The sequence below is a fragment of the Idiomarina sp. A28L genome (genome assembly GCF_000218785.1).
GTDB lineage: Bacteria > Pseudomonadota > Gammaproteobacteria > Enterobacterales > Alteromonadaceae > Aliidiomarina.
Window position 1 is genome coordinate 74,454 of sequence record NZ_AFPO01000024.1, and the last position, 20,134, is coordinate 94,587.

Below are 20,134 nucleotides of genomic sequence, written 5' to 3' on the forward strand. Positions count from 1 at the left end.
CAAAGTCATAACCAAATGACGTATTAAGCTTCGCTTATGCGCGGGATTCATAGACGTTGTTACCAGCAGTATAAAAATGCCCCCTTACGGCAAGAGATTTGAAGGCTTCAGCGGCTATCTTTACTTCGCCGTTCGAGCTTCTTGATCTGCATCAGCTAATAATTGGTCTAGTTTTTCTAGTAAGCGGTTCCTAATTTGATTGTTCGATGTTGAGCCTAAGTCTAAGTTTTCTGGCAGATGATGTTTGGTCATTGCTGTCATCGGCTCAAGAACTTCAATGTATTGGTAAGGCTTAGCATTAAGTTCTGAAAGATGCTGAAAAGGTTCGATGATCGATTGTAGTATTTTATTTAACTGTGTATCGAGCTCACGCAGAGGACGCAATTCTCTATCAGGAGTGGGCATTTTGCTCGTCATGGGATTTTGAACAGTATATGAGCTTCTTCTGTAACCATTGTGCCGAGCTATTGGCAAAAGGTCATCGGCTGACTTAATGAGGTTCGCGAATGTGCAAGGCCTGCACGCCTCTTCGTCCACCACTTCTATTTCTAATGCTAGAAGGCTATAAAGCTGCTCTTCGTATTCGTGAGTTTTACTTTCAATCCTATCAAGTAAACTATTTCGTTCATGTAGGGCCATAGTTTCTTCATGAACCTTCGTGGTCAGCTCAAGTTGCTTAGACACCTTGCCAAGCTCCTCCCGCTGTAGGAACAAGGCTATGAGCAAAATCAGAACTGTGATAAACGTTAATATTGGATTTAAAAGGCCGCCTATGAAGTCGCTTAAGTCACCTAAAGATGAACGGTCATAACCACCCCAGCATTCGTAATAAAACTCGCAGCGGTAGTGAACATAAATCATTCCTAAAGTCATACCGATGAGAATGACTAAAAACAGGACAATAACTAGCGGTAGCTTCATTAGCACAACCTTAGTGTAGAACGGCGTATAGAGTTCTATAGCGCCGCTTTAGTCTGCTTCGTTTCAGTAAGCAACCTCAATATAAGAGCAGCAAACATTCTCTGATTACCTTCGTTCTCAAGAACTTCCATCGAGAGCTTTTCATGGTCAGTCATCGAGTCGAGAACTAAGTCGGTAAGTCGCTTAGGAAATAGGCCATGCATCACTTGTTCTGGCGAGTGGCTATTCACCTGTGCCATTACCGTATCATCTCGGCGAACTCGTTCGGCAATGCCATTAGCAAAATGAAGCTGGTCCTCGTCGCTTACTTCGGCCCCAAAAATATCATTTAATTTTTCAATGATTTCTGAAAGCCGTTTTTTCTCGGGATCATGGGCTTTACCAGAACCGAGGCCTGTAATTGGATCAAGACCATACTCTTCGCCATCTTCTGCCAGCTTGAGGTCATGCTCTTTTCGCTTTGTGATTCGATAATGACTTAAAGCAAGTTCAGAGATATCGATGTCGTCGTCCTCGAGCACCTCCTGACGGAGCAGTGGCAGTAGGTGCTTTGCAAACACACATAGTTGCTCAAGCTCTCCATCTTCAAAGAAAACGATTTGTGAGAGAAATTCATAGGCACGAACAAAACTACCTAAGTTCTTTTTAAATAAGTCCAAGCCATCGAGCGCCTCACCGATTTCTTTTAAGGTAGCATCTGCATGCTTAATACCAACGGTATTGCCATCAGTTTCCGCTTGCTTCCGTGCATTGCGAGCATCACTTCGTTCGTCTCTCAGGAGCTTATAGCGCTTGTTAAAACGCTCACGCGCCGGCTGGCAATAGTAAGAAAGTTTCGATGAATCGGCCTTGGGATCGAAGAAAGCTAATGCAAACGCTTCAACTTCATTCCAGTGATAAATTTGTTCTTTATCGAGCGTTTCCTGCAGGTCATAAACTACCTGTGCATCCGATACGTCACTGAGCTCGGCTTTGTTGTAATAGGGGAGAAACGAATCCAGAATATCCTGGGTGTCGTTGACGAAATCTAGGATGAACGTTTCTTTACCCGGGAACAATCGGTTTAGGCGTGACAAGGTTTGTACGCACTCAACGCCTTGCAGCTTCTTATCCACATACATGGCACAAAGCTTCGGTTGGTCAAAACCTGTTTGGAACTTGTTTGCCACTAACATTACGTTGTATTCGTCAGTATCAAATGCCTTTGCATGGTCGCGGCCATTCAGTCCGGGATTTAATAGCTTACTGGTTTCCGTCACCTCTTCAGGTATTACATCATCGGGCGGTAAGCTTCCTGAAAACGCAACCATCGGGTGTACGTCTTGATAGCCTTTGTCTTTGATGTACTGCTGCATCGCTAACTGATAGCGAACCGCCTCTTGCCGACTACTGGTCACCACCATGGCCTTGGCTTGACCATCAAGCAGGTGCCGAACGTTTTCCCGGAAGTGCTCAACAATCACTTCTACTTTTTGGCTGATATTGTATGGGTGCAACCGCACCCATTTTGCTAACGTGGTCCGTGCTTTCTTTGAATCAACTTCATCGTCTTCACCATTCCCGTGAGCCAGCTTCCATGCCACTGCATAAGTGGTATAGCGCCGCAGTACATCAAGGATAAAGCCCTCTTCAATGGCTTGACGCATGGAATAAAGCTGAAAGGCTTCTGGCTTGTTGGTTTCACTTCTTGGCTGCGTCGGATCAGGTTCACGACCAAAGAGCTCTAATGTTTTCGCTTTTGGCGTGGCCGTGAATGCATAGTAACTGATTTGCTCACTTGGCTTACGTGAAGCCACAGCAGCGCCTAGGAGCTCTTCTGCGCTCAGCTCTTCACCTTCGGGTAGCTCGCCCCCTAAAATGGCTTTCAGCTTGCTAGCCGACGAACCTGTTTGCGAAGAGTGCGCCTCATCAGCAATCACGGCATATCGACCCGACGCAAGTTTAGGGTATTTCTCCAAAGCATCAAAAAGCGCTGGAAAAGTTTGAATGGTCACGATGATGATGCGTGTTTGCTCGGCCAGCGCTTCAGCAAGCTGCTCTGATTTACTTTGATTGCCAATATCACGGCTGATGGGTCTCACAACGCCTTGGGCGTGCTCAAATTGATAAATAGTATCTTGTAGCTGGTTATCCAAAACCGTTCGGTCCGTGACGACAATGACCGAGCTAAACAGCTTATTACCCTCTGTATCGTAAAGCTGCGCAAGTTGATGAGCTGCCCACGCAATCGAGTTTGATTTACCAGAGCCTGCGCTGTGCTGAATCAGATAGCGCTTACCAGCGCCTTCTTGGCGCGTTGTTTCAATTAATTGATTAACCACATCCCACTGGTGAAACCGCGGAAATATGAGCGTTTCTTTGGTTTTGCGATTACCGTAAAAGTCTTCTTCCGTTTTCTTTTCAAGGTGCAAGAATCGGCCTAAAACTTTAAGCCAGGCGTCTTTTTGAAATAACTGTTCCCACAAATAGCTCGTTGCATATGCGCTTTCGTGTTCAGCGCGAGGGTTGCCGGCACCACCCTCGGCGGTTCCGCGGTTAAACGGCAAGAAAAAGGTATCTTTGCCTGCAAGCTTGGTAGCCATGGCCACTTCATCTTGGCTAACAGCAAAATGCACGAGTGCACCGCGTTTGAATGTCATAAGTGGTTCGGCTTTGCGCGTTATGGGATCTTTTACTGGGCGGTCTTTTTTGTATTGGCGTTTTGCATGTGCAACGGTCTGCTTAAACTCGCTTTTGAGCTCTAAGGTGGCTGTTGGAATGCCATTCACAAATAGCACTAAATCGAGGCGTGGGTTGTAATCACCGGTGCGGGCATGAGGTGAATATGAAACTTCTTCAACCACACGCAGTCGATTGGCTGTGTAACGTCGTTCGGTATCAGGGTTCATACCGTGGTCGGGTTTAAAGCTACACAGGTCAGCTTTAACCCCAGGTACCTTAAAGCCATGGCGCAGCACATCTAGTGTGCCTCTTTTCTCTAGCTCGCGAACTGTTTTTTTAACGAATACTTGCTCTGGGTTTTGTGGGTTGCTTTTGCAAAACTTCTCCCAGCGCTCGGGCCATGCATCTTTGAAGTAGCCAATCAAATCTTCAGGGTAAAGCGCATTCGCTTTGTCGTAATCGGACGCGCTCCCCACAAGCCAGCCTTGCTCACGCAAAGACTTGATAATATCGTTTTGAAAAAACCGTTCGCGACTGTCTGCCATGACTTAATACTCCGTTACTTGCATCAATAATTGTAGGGCTGCTGCACTCATGCCGATGCCTCTACGCCTGCTTTACGTGCGTCTTCATCAAAGCCACTTTCGTCTGCCGGTAGCTGCCAATTACGAACGTCTATTTTGCCCGTGACGGCGGCTGAGATGGTTGCGGAGCGGCGCTCCTTTAATAATTTTTCTGTTTCTAACGCGCCACTGATTAATTCACTAGTACCATCAAGCTGGGCTTCAATATGCTTCACTATTTTTTCTTGTTCTTCTGTCGGGGGAAGTGCTGTTGTTAGTGCCCCAATTCTATCAACATTCAGATTAGCCTGAGTATTTTGTGTGGATGCTTGCTGAAGTGCAGGCAGAGCTGAAATCAAACTGTACCTTAAAAACTCTAAGTTCGTGCCCGCATTTGGCTTGAACCCAACCACACTATCAGGCGCGTATGCTTCAAATCCTAAAGTAGCTATATCTCCAATATTTGCAGCTATCGCCATCACTAAAGTGCCTGAGGGGAATTTTTGGCTTACCGCTGCACCTTTATCGTTTAACGTCTGTGAGTACGTTTTGATTGTTTTATTCGCTCGAGCGACATCACCAGTTTGTATGAATGGAAATTGACCATCATACATTTTGGGGTCGTTCCTTGGGCGGTGGGTGAATTTACCCCGATATATTCGACAAGCATACTTGTAAGATTTGATATCCCAATGCGCCGGCACTTCCCCAAGCCACTCCACACCTGAGTCTTTCATCGGAACATTCGGGTCTAGGCCCTTTGTCACTGCGTGCGAAATAACAGCTTGCCGTTTTTCTTGAAGTAGCTTTATCAAGCGCTTCTGCTCAGCAATCAAGGCATCTATTTTCGCGGTTTCGTGATCGAGGAAACGGGCGATTTGGGTTTGTTCAGGCAAACTCGGTGAGACCACTGGAAGCCACTTCATGTCGTCATACTTCATCGATTGACGTAACCCGCCGCCCATGGAATAGAAGACCTTTAACTGGTCATAGCAACGAAATAAATGACTAGCAAAGGCAGGGTTCATGGCTTTGGGGCGTACAGCTAAGTATGCTGAAGTAATAATTCCCTCACCAGTAACAATTGCACTTCGTAAGCTTCTCTTGTCGTTTTGAAGGTCTGTAAGACGGAAGACTAAATCACCAGGACGCACTAATTGGTATGTTTCATATGAAGCGGGGAGCAGTCCGTCAAGTGAATTTATATCTTTAGGGATAATGCGACCATAACTCAGGGAGAGCAGATTATCGTTTTTCATTCCTTTATTGGATTCTTTTCGCTCAATAAACCTGCTGAAAAACGGCACCAAGTCCCAACTTGAAGGGATAGGACCAATATACTCAAGTTGAGACTCCGTGTAACCCGCATACCTTGGAAAGCTCATGCCGATAACCCCTCAATCATCTGCTTGATACGGTCGGTGCAGTCTTTTAAGTCTGCATCGATTTCCTCAAGTGGTCGTGGTGGTGTGAACTCGTAGAAGTGACGGTTAAATGGGATTTCAAAGCCAACGATACCGACTTCACCATCTTTCTCGTCGCGCTTTGACTCGTCAATCCACGCATCCGGAGCATGCGGTTTCACTTCGCGCTCGAAGTAGTCATAGACAGACTCAGTAAGCGGCACGTTCTCGTAATCACGTAAGCTTGTATCAGCTTCAACATTGCCCTTGCTATCTGTGCATACATCGGCCTCGGCGTCACGCTCGCTTAGTGCATTAAGTACCGCTTTTAACTGCGGTGCGCTTAGACTAACGCCATTATCTGAAAGAGCTGATTTGAGTGCCTTTTGAAATGCCTTGCGGTTGCGATAGAGCGTTTCTGGATTAAGCGACTGGCATGCCTCTATCAGCTTGCTCTGCATATCTTCAGATAGCTTTTGGATAGCCTTTTCTGCCGAGATACGTGCGATACGCTCTGCTGATGCCTGGAAATTTAGTTTAAGTGGGCGCTCGACGGTAACGCGGCGATAACCAAACGCTTCATTTGGAAAGATTTTACTGTTCCTCGAACCTTGGAAGTCACCATACATGCGAACGATGTCATCTTGGTCAATGTCACCGATAAACTGACGTTTACTACCCAAGGATTTTCGCATTTTTGTGGCGCGGTCACTGGCATCAATTAGCTGTACCTTGCCTTTTCGTTCCGCGTCCTTATTATTCGATAGCACCCAAATATAAGTCGAAATGCCGGTGTTGTAGAACATATCTGTGGGCAATGCCACGATAGTCTCAACCAAATCATTTTGCAAAAGATAGCGACGAATTTCAGATTCACCACTTCCCGCACTTCCGGTAAATAGCGGGCTACCGTTCAAGATAATACCAATCCGCGAGCCGCCTTCACGGGCATCACGCATTTTGCTGACCAAGTGCAATAAAAACAACAGTGAGCCGTCTGACACTCGCGGTAAGCCAGGACCAAAACGGCCATCAAAGCCGCGATGTCTGTGCTCATCAGATACTTGCTTTTGTACTTTTTTCCACTCTACTCCAAAAGGCGGATTGGACAGCATGATGTCAAATTTATTGGTGCCTAGTTGGTCATCCGACAATGTATTACCGAGCTTAATGCTACTTACGTCTTGGCCTTTAATCAGCATGTCCGCCTTACAAATGGCGTATGACTCTGGGTTAAGCTCTTGGCCGTGTAGTGAAACAGTCACGCCTTCACTGATTTGCTGAATGTACTCGTCACCTTCCGATAAGAAACCGCCGGTTCCAGCTGTGGGGTCATAGATAGTTACGATGCTGCTCGGGGAAAGCCGTTTTTCTTGGCCTGTGAGGACTAAAGACGTGGTTAAGTGTACGATGTCGCGTGGTGTAAAATGTTCACCGGCAGTTTCGTTGGAGCTTTCAGCAAACTTGCGAATTAACTCTTCAAAGATAAGCCCCATACCGAAGTTGCTAATTGAACTCGGGCTGAGATCAATACTAGCGAAGCGCTGCACTACTTGGTAAAGAAGATTGTTGGCACTCAGCTGCTGCACAAAGTCTTCGAAATGAAAATGCTCGAATATCTCACGCGCATCTTGGCTAAACGACTGCACATAACTCATGAGGTCATCTGCAGTTTGAGTATCAGAAAGGCTCCCGAGACTCAGCGGTGAAGCATTGAAAAACTGCAAGTCCGCAGCACGCAGTAAGAGCTTTTCACGAACAGCATCGGGTTTGGCTTGATGCTCTTCGGCTGCAGTAAGAACTTTTGTTTTATTTGGCTCCAATACGCACTCCAAGCGTCTTAAAAGAGTAAAAGGAAGAATCACTCGTCCATATTGGCTTTGCTTGAAATCACCGCGAAGAAGGTCGGCTACCGACCAGATAAAAGCTGCGGTTTGAGAGTGATTAGTTTTATCGCTTGTCATCCGTGTACTCCGTTGTGCTATCTATTTTGGCCTCTACTGATTACGAGGCACTATGAATTCTCTGTAACGATGCGTTCAGTGTTGTACGAGTCACACCAAAGTGCGCGGCAACTTCTGTTTTTGTTATCTCTGGGTCTAACAACATTGCTGCTGCTTTGCGAATATCAGCATCGGACATTGCAGGTTTACGTCCACCTTTGCGGCCTCGCGCTCTTGCTGCCTCGAGTCCAGCTTTAGTTCGTTCACGAATCAAATCATGCTCGAACTCCGCAAGTGCGCCAAAAATATGAAACACCAAACGGCCGCCCGAACTGGTTGTATCTATAGATTCGGTTAACGACTTAAAACCGATGCCTCTATCATTTAGGTCTTGAACAATCTCAACTAAATTTTTCAAGGAGCGAGCTAGCCGGTCTAGCTTCCAAACGATTAAAACATCACCCTTTCGAAGCATACGCAGGCACTGCGACAGCTCAGGACGCTCCCTAAATTTCCCCGTGATTTTCTCTTGGAATACTTGCTCGCACCCAGACTTTTCAAGTGCATCAACCTGCATCTGCACATTCTGATCTTGAGTACTAACGCGTGCATAACCTATGAGCATCAAACGCCCCTTTTTTAGACATAGTTTTTTGTACGTGATTTTTGTACGCAAATCAATGAGAAAAACGAGTTATTTAGAGGGATTGCGAGAGTGTATAGAAAACGACCGTTTAATGAGTTGACGTAAGACATGCGGGTTACTTAGAAAGAGGCTCTTGCCCAAATTAAAAAGATAAAGTAACTTGATTTAAATAAGATGAACGCTAGTGGAGTTTTTGGCTCTACGAGAACAGGTACATTAGCCCCTGCTTCTTAGGTCGCTCAAGTTGTATCCTCATGGAAGAGCCAGCCTAATATTTAGTCCTATTGATACGAATTACTTACTTGTATTTGAATTCAGGTTTCAAGTCATGATCTTTAAGTCCGGTTATACATCGATAATGGGATTGCTATAAGAGAGATAATATTAATTGATGGAGCTTTGATAGCAGTTGAATTAAATTCGCACATTTGGTACGCCAAAGATAACTAAGTAGAACTAGTATTCAAATGTTATAACTTTAGGGAGGTTCTGTGAGTATTTCAAAGTTCGCAGATCGGCTCGAATCTCTTGGTTGCAAGGTGGAAGCAGCAAATGATTCGATTAACGTTGATATTGATGATAAAAAAATAGTTGTTACTTTCGACGATGAATGGCTTAAGGCTGTTAATGGTTTTTATCGAGCAAAGCAGTACAATTTTGATGAGTCTCGCAGGCTTATGACTGCGAACAAAAGCGTTGAATATCAGGTGCTCAAACTAGATCCAGGGTTTATTCATAGGCCAATCTATAATTTTTCAGACTCAACAGGTAATAAAGTGATACTCAAAGAAGCTTCACCGACGTTTACCCTTTCTTATTTTGAATCAAAGCGGTATGAAGAAGCTTTTGAATTTATTCGTCACCGAATAGGTCGTCGAACTGAATCAAGGGGGCGTCGATATTCACAGAGTAGAAGAATTCCGTTTCGCGTCGAAGAGATATTCCTGAGAATATATACAGCCACATATACTCCGAAAAGAAAGGCAAAAAAAGATAATCTTGCCGATATAGGTCTTAAACGCATTAGAGCATGTCTTTTTAATCTGGCATATACAAAGAACGAAGTTTGGGAGATTAGGGATGATATCAAATCTAGAGGATTTATTAATCAACGCCTAGTTGACGAAGATGTTGAATTAGAAATCCCTTCTGCTAATTACGATCCAATACTCGCCAGTTATTACAAGGTAGCGAAAAGTAGTAGCTTTCCCGGTCAAGTATTTCTATCTTACTACCATATCCTAGAGTATCACTTTCTTCGAGTTGCCGACGAAAATATGTATCAAGCAGTAAGAGCTAAGTTAAATGATCCAGCGTTTAAAGCAACCTACAATAATGTATCTAAACTGCTTTCAGTCATAAAGCGAAATGATGATGTCGGCGACGAAAAACAGATGCTTAAATCTGTTCTTGTCAAGTACGTTCCAGAAGACGAATACATCGAATTCGTCAAAAAGCTTGAGGAGGATGCCAATGAAAAGCTTTACAGTTCGGGAAAACAAGAGATATTTGGCGAATCGTTTTCGGTTAAGCTAGAGCAAGGTCACGCGCTTGCTAATACTTCGTCCGTGCTAAAGCATATACGCAACTCTTTGGTCCATTCTAGTGATCGATACACAAGAGAAGATTGCTTTATACCGTTCTCGAAATCAGAGGTTATCGTGTGTAAATACCTACCGCTCGTGCAATTCATGGCAGAGAAAGTAATATTTTCCACTGCCAACTAAAACGAGTTTTGACAAGGTGTCTGAGTAGGAAGCTCTCGCCACCTTTTGGTCTAGCCGTAAGGAATTATTATGGATAACACGGTCATCGTAGAGATAGTTGGGCGAGCATGCCTCTTTAATCATACTCAATACAACATCTATAGGCTTTCTGGCTTCGTCTAGGAATATTAGTTTTCAGATACTTTAGGATGAGCGAAAAAAGCCAGATAGACAATTTGAAGCGGCACCTATGCTGCTATGTGTCATCACGAGGCGATAAATACAATGGAAAGTAAATACAAAAACAAGTCTTTAGGCTATCGACCGCCAAATTTATATAGATCCATATCTAAAATCGACAATGTAAAAAAAAGGAATGTTATTCGAGGATATGCTGTGAGGTCGAGCTTAAACACTCGAGACATTGATAATATTCGGAGTTTTAACTCACTTAAAGATATAACAGCTATAGGGGCCATTTTGAGAGGGCCCAGCGGTCTCGTTGATGAGAATGAAACAAAGAAGACTAGTGCCGATCTATTTACTCTTGTTGATGTTAAGCCATTGAGTTGGAGGCATGAAGTTTGCTATACCGCAGGATGCATTAACTCTCATGGTAATGCGGCCAATTCGATGCTGCAAGTTATTGAGTCGTTTGCAGCCTTGGAAAGCATGGACGTTAAGACCGCACTTGAACTTATATTAACCATAAGCAAGAAATATGGTGCGTCGAATTTTCTATCATACAAACTTGCATATTTAAAATCATTTAAAGATATATCCCAAGACTCACTAAATTTGGTATCCGAAATAGAGGCTGAATTTCGGCATCGAGAAAGTGCTGGTCTGCATTTTAGCGCTTTAGAAAACTTAAGCTCAAAAATTTCACTCTTTGAAGCGGCACAAAGAAAAGTCAGTGGCCTTATTGGAAGAGTTAATGGTAATTTTAGAAGAGCGTTATCGCTAAGTAATTTCATTCCGACACCAGTTAAATATGATGATATTTCAGGATTTTTACTTCGAGCAACAGAGTCCTGTCTGCTAGATACAGTGCATTCTGTTTTGATTATCTTTAATCTGAAGAGTAAATTTCCGTCTGCTCACCAAGAGTTTAGGCTACGATTGATGCCCGATTTTTTTGAGAAAATAGAGTATTTATCTCAGCTATTTTCTAAAGAGGATCATAAAAGCTTTTTTTCATACATATGGAAAAATGAAAGTAAAGATCGTGATGCATCATTAGAATTATATCGCATTTCTGCAGCTTTCCTTGAGCGCTCTGATTTCACCATTTACAGAAACAAACTGGATAGGGTTATTGGTGTCCGGCTACTGTCTGAAGTAATTGGTCCAGAAGCAAGCCAAGGAGCGGAGCTAGAGGGGAATAAACATTTAATCCTTTTGCCCAATGGAGCAAGTTTATTAGAAGACTTTCCAATTGTACTTGACGAGTTTTACCGAACATATCTATTTTTGAAGATGGTTAGAAACAGGTCGAACCTACTGGGAATATCGAGTAAAGAAATTAAATATATCTTTGAAAATACCTTTGGCCTTCAATCACTCCTCTCAGAAGCAGAGATGGAGGCAATTTATGTTACTGCGCCTCCTGAAGCTAAAAGTCTTGTTACAGTTCTATCACTTGCACTTCATCGACAAAAGTCAATAGACCCGGATGTTGACTTTAACTTTAGAAATAGTTTCATAGCCATAATAAATGAATCATTTGGTGGTTCAATAGTTAAATTTATAGAAGATATTCTTTTGGATTCACCGGAAATTGCTAATTATCTTGTTGATGTACTCGATGAGTCTACCCTTGAAAAAATGTACTCACTCGTTGGTAGTGCGTCGCATGCTTCGCAGGTGAGGTGCGACATATTGAGGGCTATTGGCCAAAGACTAAATAGAATTGAATATTTCATTGAAGCTGATGCGATAACTACTCGGTTAAAAGTATCGGAACTTCAGCAATACTTCGATAGCAGTAGAATGTATGTGGATAGTATCACAATGAAAAAGTGGCTTGATAGCAATCCCACTGTTTCCACAGAACAGTACAGAACCCTATTCCCAAGAGTTGAAGCAAGAATCTCCTCTACGAATAACGATGACTCTAGAGCTAGTAAACTATACTTTCTGCAGTTGATAGACCAGGGCGACTATTTAATTCAGCAGATTGTTAAAGATGCTTTTGAACAATTTTGTCTGAATACTGAATTTGGAATAGAGTCATACCTCGGCCGCCGTATTCGCCATAACACTATTGATGGTGTGACGTCTGATCCCATTGATGCGGTAATAGCTAAACAAGAATACCGAGCACTTTTGACTAACAGACAAATCAGTCAGCATGTTGAAAGCTGGATGAATAATTACAAAGGAATTATTGATAAATTGAAAAGAGATTATCTTCAATTTAAAACTAGCCAATCTCTTTTTGACGCAACCCTCGATATTAACGACTCTTACACCAAAGAAAACATTAGAAACTTGATGGCATCATTAATGGCGACGGGAGGCAGCGAACTTCTCAATGATTTGGTGATATCTTTTTGCTGGAAGCAGATATCGCCGCAGCTCGAAAACGCAGCAAGATTCATTAAAACTGAGCCATTGAAAGAAGTGAATTCCTCTATAGATAAGCATTTCTCAGCAAGCTCATCTCCTTTGGAGGGACAATTAAAGGCCGACTTACTTCAGGCTGTTAATGAAGTCTTTAGGAAAATATCAGATTGGTTTCAGGTGCCACAAACAGGCTTTATATCAGCGTCAGTACGAGATTTGTGTCAGATAATATTTATAGATTTGAATCGCTCTAGCGCATTTGAATTTTCTGGTGATGGTTTGGATACGAAGTTCACTGGGATAAGCGTTCATCGTTTATACGATTGTTTGGCTGTTTTACTCCAAAATGCATGTAAACATGGTGAGGATGGAACTCCTATATGTGTATATGCATGTACGAAAAAGAAAAGTACCGAATCGATACTAAGTATCATTGCGGTTCGCATAACGTCTACAGTAGCTGAGGATAAATATCAATACTCGAAACAGCGAATATCTGACGCAATAGAAGCACCTGAGGCTGGAATCGATATGGTTACTGAAGGGTATTCAGGAATTAAAAAAATAAAATTTATAACAAGATTAAGTGAAGGATTCTCTAGTGTTAAATGTTTCAGCAATGATGATCAGCGTAAGTTAACCCTCGATTTCGCAATGCATGCAGAGAAAGCAACCGAGGATTCTGCTTCAGGAGGAGTATTATGAAGATTTTGGTTGTTGAGGATGAGGTGCACAAGCGTGATGAAATACTGCGATGTCTAGCTGAATTCCATGACGAAATACCTGAAGTTGTAGATAGTGTTCAAGGCGCTGTATTGAAGGTTATGGAGCGAGATTATGATTTGATTATTCTAGATATGGCTTTATCAACCTTTGGCGAGAATTCATCAGACAAAAAAAAGGGACATGATCAAGCTCATGGTGGGGTAGAAGTTCTCAGAGCACTTAAGCTAAAAAACAAAATTGTGAAAATCGTTATTGTAACTCAATATCCAGATTTTTATATCGGAGGCGTAAAAGTAAAGCTGAAAGATTCTCCTGCGATTATAAAAGGCAAATATAATCAAAATGTACTTGGCGCGGTTCTGTATAACTACAAATCCAAGTCAACTAAAAATAAAATAATGTCAATTTTGCGGGTTATAAAATGAATATTTTGTTGATTGAAGATGACAAAAAGAAACGGAAAGCTATAAAAGGTTTTTTGATAAAGTCCGGAGTTGAGGATAGGAATATTATATGTGCTGAGAATATGACGGATTTTACAGCGCGAATTAGCATGGATATCAGTCTATTTATTATAGACTTCAAATTACCCAACTTTGATGATGGTGCTGCAACGCAAAATGGCAGAGCAATTTTAGAGTCAATTATCAAAGCAGGTAAGCAGGATGCGCTGCTTCTAGCTATCAGTTCGTACCCAAATGATTTCCCTGAGCTGCGTGAATTATACGAGTCTCATGGCTGCATTCTTGCAGATTTTGCTAACAAAGATAGCTGGCAATCGACACTGGATCACTTACTTATCCAGTTAAAGAAAAACATTAGATTTGAGTTCCTAGTTTTTTGTGCATTACAAGAGGAGCGAAATCCATATGCCGCTCTCATAACTGGAAAAAATATCGTTCGAGCAGGGGTCGATTGCTATGACATAGAGTTGGACGGTAAAAAAGGCACGGTAATCCTATTGCCAAATATGGGTTTGGTTAACGCTGCTGTTTACGCTGGGCTATGTATCGAAAGATACAGACCCCAAATTGTTGGCATGAGCGGAATTTGCGGTGGATTTGAAAAGAATGCGGTTAAAGGGCAATTGCTTATTTCATCTATGGTTTATGAGTATCAATCGGGGAAATGGGCAAGTGATGGATTCAAACATGAACCATATCAGGTTGCAACGGATCATCTTACTCTTACAAAGCTAAGTGCTTTAGCAAATGAGGATAACCTACTCTCTGAGTTAGAGTACGGATTTAATGGCCCACGCCCTCCCGTTCCTAAAAATCCGGAAGTAGCTGTGTTCACTAGCGGGTCCGCAGTGATCGCTGATAAGCATTTTCTTGAGGAAATTAAGAATATTCATCGGAAGGTAGGTGGATTAGACATGGAGATTTTTGCTTTGCAACGTGCGGCGGAGTTATCTGAATGTAAACCTAAGTGCATATGTGCCAAGACTGTCGTGGACTTGTGCGATGAAGATAAAAATGATGATCTCCATGCATATGGTTCTTATATTTCCGCAAAATTCATGATTAAAGCTATTTCTAAATTATTATGACTAGGTTCATGAGACTCGGCCGTGAATATAGTCTATTTTACTTAATACTTTAATAAAGTGTTAGTCTGACACTTGCGGTGTTTTGATACGTAAATCCGGCAAGATAGTCAGCTCGCCACCGACAAAGAATCAATCTTTAAGGGTAAGAAATTTTTAAAATGGACCAAGTTTTTGTACCTGATATGGTGGCGACCTCAGCCTCATCACCTTTAGCTTTCTTTAACAATGCTCTGGCCATCGGTGAATCAATCGATATGTAATCGGTACGGCCATAAATTTCATCAGGGCCAACGATTCTAAACCGTAATACCTCGGAGTCGTCATTTTCTATTTCAACCCAAGCGCCAAAGAATACTTTACCATCTTGCTGCGGAGAGTATTCGACAATATTTAAAGCATCAAGCCGTTTCCTGAGGTGTCGTATGCGAGAATCTATTTGCCGTAATAGGCGTTTATTTTCCTTATAATCTGCATTATCTGATCGATCACCCAAGCTAGCCGCCCAAGCAACTTTTTTTGTGATTTCCGGTCGATACGAGCGCCACAAATGACTTAATTCTTCCTCTAGCTTTTTATACCCTTCGGCTGTAATTAGGTTGGTACTCAATCGAATACTCCGTTTATCTAGTGTTCTGGCGAATCGTTTGAATGAAGCTTCAAAGCTTTATTCTTAATGAAAGATCGTACATTCGCTTATAAGTTAATTAGGGCTTTTTCCACCGCGTTTACCGTTGCCGCGCGGAGCACAACATTCCCATCGCCATCAACAATCTCACCATACTCGGTTGTTGAAAAACTCCATCGGGAAAGGAACTCTTGAGAAATAATGTATTGAAGTGCCCGCCTCTCAATGTCGCTTAATTTCGCATCATTGCTTTGTTCGCTATGCTGGTAGTCAAACACATCAATACGCTCTCCGGGTGGGACAATCTCTCTTAAAAGTTTTTTGGCTGCTTTGAGCTCAGATTCTTGTGCACGTATGAGCAATCGGTGTGCCGGGTTAGGGATTTCATCAATCCAATCGCTTTCTTTATTGGAGGTTACGACACTCTTTGCACTGTTCGAGTGCTTATCTTCAAATGCGCGTAACAGCGTTCGATAGCGTTCACCAGTTTTGTTGATGATGCTTTGCGCCCTTGGTACGCCACGCTTTAATCCAAGCCGCGAAATTACCGAAGGAGAGAATTCATAAACTCCTCGCTCTTCTTGTTCTCGACAGATTTCGTAAATTGCATCGAGAGTTCTTGAAGCTTTTGGAGAAGAATCGGATTTAAGTGCTGTGAGCACATCTTCAGGGTTCATGAATAAATCCTTTATCGAACAGTAGGTAACGATTGCTTAATAATAACCTCAATTTCGGTTGGCTCAATTCTTTCTTCACCAATAAGATCAGATAATCTGACTTGCCCCTCCAAAACCCTATCAATTTTACTCCAAGATTTTAATCGCGACTTTAAGAGTGCTACCAGTTGATTGCCAACGCTGAGCTGCTGCTTCTCAGACAACATAAATAGCCCCGGGGCTAAGTCGTTAAATATGGCCATTCGATCTATGAGTTGTGACCGAGGAACGATCGCACGTGAAGGGTTGCTGCTTTCGTAAATGGTGGCATTTTCACAAATCTCATTCAGTTGACGGAAGTAGGAGGTTTCCTCAATTTCAATTCTCACCTCAGACTCAGGCATCTTTATTAGCGATAAACTATCGTCATTTGTTTGCGGTTCATTGTTAGCTACCGACTGACACATTTGAATTAGTTTATAAGCACCCTGGATATCACAAAGTAGCATATCCATTTTTTTTGCAGCGCTTTCATACTCCGATTCTAACTTTCTCAAGCTAAACTCAAGAGGTTTTCGTTCGCTGTTATCAAAGTGTACTTGCTTTAAATCCGCCATATATTCCTTTCTATCGTGCTCTGCCAACTGATCATCTAAACTTTTAACCTGGCTTTGAAGGTTCTCGCAGACCTCCGATTGATAATTGGCTTCCAGGAGGATTTCGTTAGTAATTGATATCAGGCCACCAAGAAAAGCAGGGCCAGTAATGAAATGTCGGCAGCGGAGGCAGTTTTGCATTCCCATGTAACCAGATGGTGCGGGTGAATAGAAAGAACTGGTACCAAGTATTTCACCACCATCGTCACAGCGCGTGGCTGCGTATGGGCAGATTCCATAGTCTCTGAATACATAACTTCCTGCTGGTACACTGTTATCTAAGGATCGAAGTAGGTCTTCGTTACTACCGACTAAGTTGTTCTTTACGGACTCTATTTTATTTTGTTCGATAGCTGATTGAGTAGCTGCAGCCTGAGTTTTAAGAGCTTTTTTTTCACCTTCTTCTAATCTATCACGGATGTCACGTTGCGATATCTTGCAGTAGTAGATGGACATTACAATCGATGAATGCCCCACGACTTTCATTACAATTTCAATTGGCATTCCCATTTCCATGACATAGGCAGTTATCAAGCTGACACGCATTGAGTGTGGGGTGTATTTCGAAGTGTAATTGGATAGCCGCAAATGGCTCCCATCAAGTTCTGCAAGTTTCAGGGAAGATGGTTGTATGTGATATAGCGCTGCAGCTAACCGCATAGTTAGCGCTAATGCTGGATTCTTAGGCTCAACGTCATTGAACGCCCGAAAAAGAAAGCAATTGACGCCACGAGCCTTCCGTTGGAGCTCATTTAAGTTTGTTCGAACACATTTAGACCAAGGCGTAGGCTCTGTTATCGGGTTATATTTTTGCTGCCACTTTCTCAACCTTGCAAGCCAGTAAGCCAAATCCTCAGGCATCCAAGGAATAGAGTAACCTCCGCCCTTTATACTCGTTTTATTCGTGGTGACATACATGCCGATATTATTGTCAGGCAGCTTTTTTATGAATGATTGTCTTTTTGTGCTCCCAGCAAAACTATTAGTATTTCGTTTCCAAATAATTCTGCCAGCTGCATCAAGATCGGCGATTTCAATGTCGCCTTCACCCGAATCATTGTATGCGATTTGTCTTCCGCGAAGAGGGACCTTAGTTAGTGCGTAGGTATGAATCCAGTCAATGGGGCACCACATAAAGTAGCTATTGCCTTGCTTGCGAACCACACAGTCTGGGTCGTTATAGTCAATCATGCTTTTAGGGACTTTAACCCAATCGGTATCAAAGGTTTGTAAATGGGTTAAATCTTGAAAAGTGCGAGCGTTATTTGGAAGTATCCACTCTTGCGCTTTTCGTACGAAAAAATATTGCAAACAAGGTTTAGTTGATTCGTTTCGGTTCGGTGATGTAACGCTCTGATCTTGAGAAAGAAGCTGAAACGGATTCCGGGCGTTAAGTACTCTTACAATCTCACCCGTTTCTTCGTCTTCATCCGTAAGGTCGTTTTCTATGACATAGTTGAGGAACTCGTTTACTGCGGTAATGAGCCTTTTACGATGATTATCGGTATCAAGCTTCTTAAGTTCTTCACGGAACGGCCTGATTATGACGCGTTTTTTAGTTAAGAGCTCTTGTGGAGATTGGCTTTTGTCGTACTTTTCAATATATATCCGCACAAATCGACACAGCAAATGAACCTTGGTAGTACCGCCAAAGGCCACCTTCATGAACTCCTCAATTTTTTGAGCCCATGCTTCGTATCTAGCAGGAATATTTTCGAGTTTTAAAGGGATTTCTTTTCCGCAAAACTCATACCAGCTTTCCCATTGTGAGCCGTATGTAGATTCAGGTGCTCTTGGGTAACGGGGATCTTTTAAAAGGTTGAGCCATTTTATATATTCGCGTTTTGTTTTGATTCCTTGAGCTTGAACCATACTTTTAAGTTCACTGTACTCAATGACTTCAGGTATTTCGAAGAAATCCTTGTAACTCGTCCATTCGCTCTTAAATAGCCTTTCAGGATGCGCAGGCAACCCCGGAATTTCTTTATAACGCTCTCTATATTCAACGGTATTTGTAATGCCATTTGCCTGACAAAGTGCCTGAAGTTCCGCTAAGTTTTCAGCGGATTTCGTTAGCTTTAAATTTCTAGGTTTCTTCGATGAGGTCATTTTTCTGATGCTCGCATGCGCTTCCGTATATCGTCACTGGTGGGCTTAATATAAACCAAGCATGAATTAGGTGATTTGTGATGCAGTGCTTTTTGCAACTCAACTTGAGTGAGTCCCAGTTGTCGTGAGCGATAACCATAAGCATGTCGATGCCCATGCTCCGTGGTTCCAAACTCCTTTTTACAAGTTAACCCAATTCGTTCTACCGCGCGTTTGTGCCTGCGTTGAAAGTTTTTCAACGTATCGGGTTCACCTCTATCATTGGTGAAGGCAAACGGATTATTTCCAGAACTATCTTGCCTCTGATATTTGAGGTACTTAATCCACACATTTAAGAACTCTTTTGCTTTTGATGTTGGGTTAAAAATAACTTCAAAGTACCCATCTCTACTGGTTAACAGAGAGCCTTTCCATCCGGCATGAATACGCTCTGTCGATCTATAAGTATTTCTTGGGCGGTAAGGTGTTTCGGCCAATAGAAACTCAGAGCGATTCTTGAACTTTGGTATTGGTGAACGACCATGAACAGGATGAAAAACTCTAACGAGAGCTTCACCAGGATGGTTTGGGTTAATCGTAATATCAGAGGTGAAAATGTGAAAGAGCTCACTTTTCCTCAAACCACCGTAATTTAGCAGCATGGTCATCGCTATTGAACGGTAATCAGGTTTACCTGCAACAATGAAGCCGTCGCGAAGTAATCGCTCGATCTTATCCTCGGGGAACCGTTCTGCTTTGTCGTTACTTATCAACAATTGGGGTGGCGTATAAACTAATCTCTTCTGAGCTGCGGCTTTTTGCGCTTCAGAATAGGAAGAAAGATGGTTTAAAAAGGCATTGGCATTTTTGTGATAGTAAGCACACCAGTTCATGCGCTCTTCCCAGCCTGTCGCTTTTCTGAAGGGATTGATGCGGCTATGTTCAAAACCTTCTTGAGCGGCTAAAAAATCAGTATAGTGAGTAATGTGAAAAAGAATATCGTTAGCAGATGTTAAGTTGCGAGGCTTCCAATATAGTCCTCGATGGTCTGAATAGGTGCCGTAATCAATTGTTCCTGTTACTAAACATTCAACAAAGCTTTTTAAGAGCCTTGTTGCTTTATCAAAATTGGGCGAGGCTTCGATAAAATCAATAAGTAAACGTATGGCTTGGATGGATTTTTCTCGCCATGCATCACTTTTAGAAGAATACCAAGATAGATATCGTAAATGGGACGTGAGTAGACCCCGGGAAGTAAGAACCGCAGGAAGCCTATGTTTGTTGCCACTAACAACATCGTTATATGTTACTGCTAGTTTGAGTGAATGCTGCATAATTAGTATTTAGTATGAGGTCATATCAAAAGCATAGTTACTGAGTAAGATGAAGTAAAGTGACGTAGCTAGATAGAAATAGTATG

The 20,134-nt window shown here is 42.5% G+C and carries 13 protein-coding genes; 4 read left to right on the plus strand and 9 right to left on the minus strand.

Going from position 1 to position 20,134, the window contains the following annotated elements; all coding sequences use genetic code 11:
* Positions 1-120 precede the first annotated feature (120 nt).
* Genes A28LD_RS10090 through A28LD_RS10110 form a run of 5 tightly spaced genes read right to left on the minus strand, consistent with a single transcriptional unit; the run spans position 121 to position 8,116 of the window.
* Positions 121-921 (minus strand): hypothetical protein, encoded by an 801-nt coding sequence (locus tag A28LD_RS10090; protein WP_007420985.1) that lies wholly within the window; start codon positions 919-921, stop codon positions 121-123.
* 35 nt (positions 922-956) lie between these two features.
* On the minus strand, positions 957-4,127 hold the full coding sequence (locus tag A28LD_RS10095; RefSeq protein WP_007420986.1) for a type I restriction endonuclease subunit R: 3,171 nt from the start codon (positions 4,125-4,127) through the stop codon (positions 957-959).
* Positions 4,128-4,174: 47 nt separating this feature from the next.
* Positions 4,175-5,530, minus strand: coding sequence for a restriction endonuclease subunit S (locus A28LD_RS10100; RefSeq protein ID WP_007420987.1), 1,356 nt, complete (start codon positions 5,528-5,530; stop codon positions 4,175-4,177).
* The gene (locus A28LD_RS10105) at positions 5,527-7,512 is read right to left on the minus strand and encodes a type I restriction-modification system subunit M (RefSeq protein ID WP_007420988.1); all 1,986 of its coding nucleotides are present in this window, start codon (positions 7,510-7,512) and stop codon (positions 5,527-5,529) included. The genes A28LD_RS10100 and A28LD_RS10105 overlap by 4 nt, the downstream gene beginning before the upstream one ends.
* A gap of 40 nt (positions 7,513-7,552) precedes the next feature.
* Positions 7,553-8,116: a recombinase family protein gene (locus A28LD_RS10110; RefSeq protein WP_007420989.1), complete on the minus strand. Its 564-nt coding sequence runs from the start codon at positions 8,114-8,116 to the stop codon at positions 7,553-7,555.
* Between the two features lie 512 nt (positions 8,117-8,628).
* Here A28LD_RS10110 and A28LD_RS10115 point away from each other — a divergent pair.
* From A28LD_RS10115 to A28LD_RS10130, 4 genes are all read left to right on the plus strand, one after another.
* Positions 8,629-9,864: a hypothetical protein gene (locus tag A28LD_RS10115; protein WP_007420990.1), complete on the plus strand. Its 1,236-nt coding sequence runs from the start codon at positions 8,629-8,631 to the stop codon at positions 9,862-9,864.
* A gap of 264 nt (positions 9,865-10,128) precedes the next feature.
* A complete protein-coding gene (locus tag A28LD_RS10120; protein WP_007420991.1) occupies positions 10,129-13,116 on the plus strand; it encodes a hypothetical protein in 2,988 nt (995 codons plus the stop codon).
* Positions 13,113-13,562: a response regulator gene (locus A28LD_RS10125; protein ID WP_007420992.1), complete on the plus strand. Its 450-nt coding sequence runs from the start codon at positions 13,113-13,115 to the stop codon at positions 13,560-13,562. Before A28LD_RS10120 ends, A28LD_RS10125 begins: the two co-directional genes overlap by 4 nt.
* Complete coding sequence (locus tag A28LD_RS10130; protein ID WP_007420993.1) at positions 13,559-14,689, plus strand: phosphorylase family protein; 1,131 nt, start codon at positions 13,559-13,561, stop codon at positions 14,687-14,689. Before A28LD_RS10125 ends, A28LD_RS10130 begins: the two co-directional genes overlap by 4 nt.
* Before the next feature lie 136 nt (positions 14,690-14,825).
* Here the strand turns inward: A28LD_RS10130 and greB are convergent, their stop codons facing one another.
* From greB to gmtY, 4 genes are all read right to left on the minus strand, one after another.
* The gene (gene greB / locus A28LD_RS10135; protein WP_007420994.1) at positions 14,826-15,296 is read right to left on the minus strand and encodes a transcription elongation factor GreB; all 471 of its coding nucleotides are present in this window, start codon (positions 15,294-15,296) and stop codon (positions 14,826-14,828) included.
* Positions 15,297-15,382: 86 nt separating this feature from the next.
* A complete protein-coding gene (gene gmtX, locus A28LD_RS10140) occupies positions 15,383-15,991 on the minus strand; it encodes a gamma-mobile-trio protein GmtX (protein WP_007420995.1) in 609 nt (202 codons plus the stop codon).
* 11 nt (positions 15,992-16,002) lie between these two features.
* Entirely contained in the window at positions 16,003-18,735 is a 2,733-nt protein-coding gene (gene gmtZ / locus A28LD_RS10145; protein ID WP_007420996.1) for a gamma-mobile-trio integrase GmtZ, read from the minus strand.
* Positions 18,732-20,048, minus strand: coding sequence for a gamma-mobile-trio recombinase GmtY (gmtY, locus tag A28LD_RS10150; RefSeq protein WP_007420997.1), 1,317 nt, complete (start codon positions 20,046-20,048; stop codon positions 18,732-18,734). The genes gmtZ and gmtY overlap by 4 nt, the downstream gene beginning before the upstream one ends.
* Between the last annotated feature and the right edge of the window lie 86 nt (positions 20,049-20,134).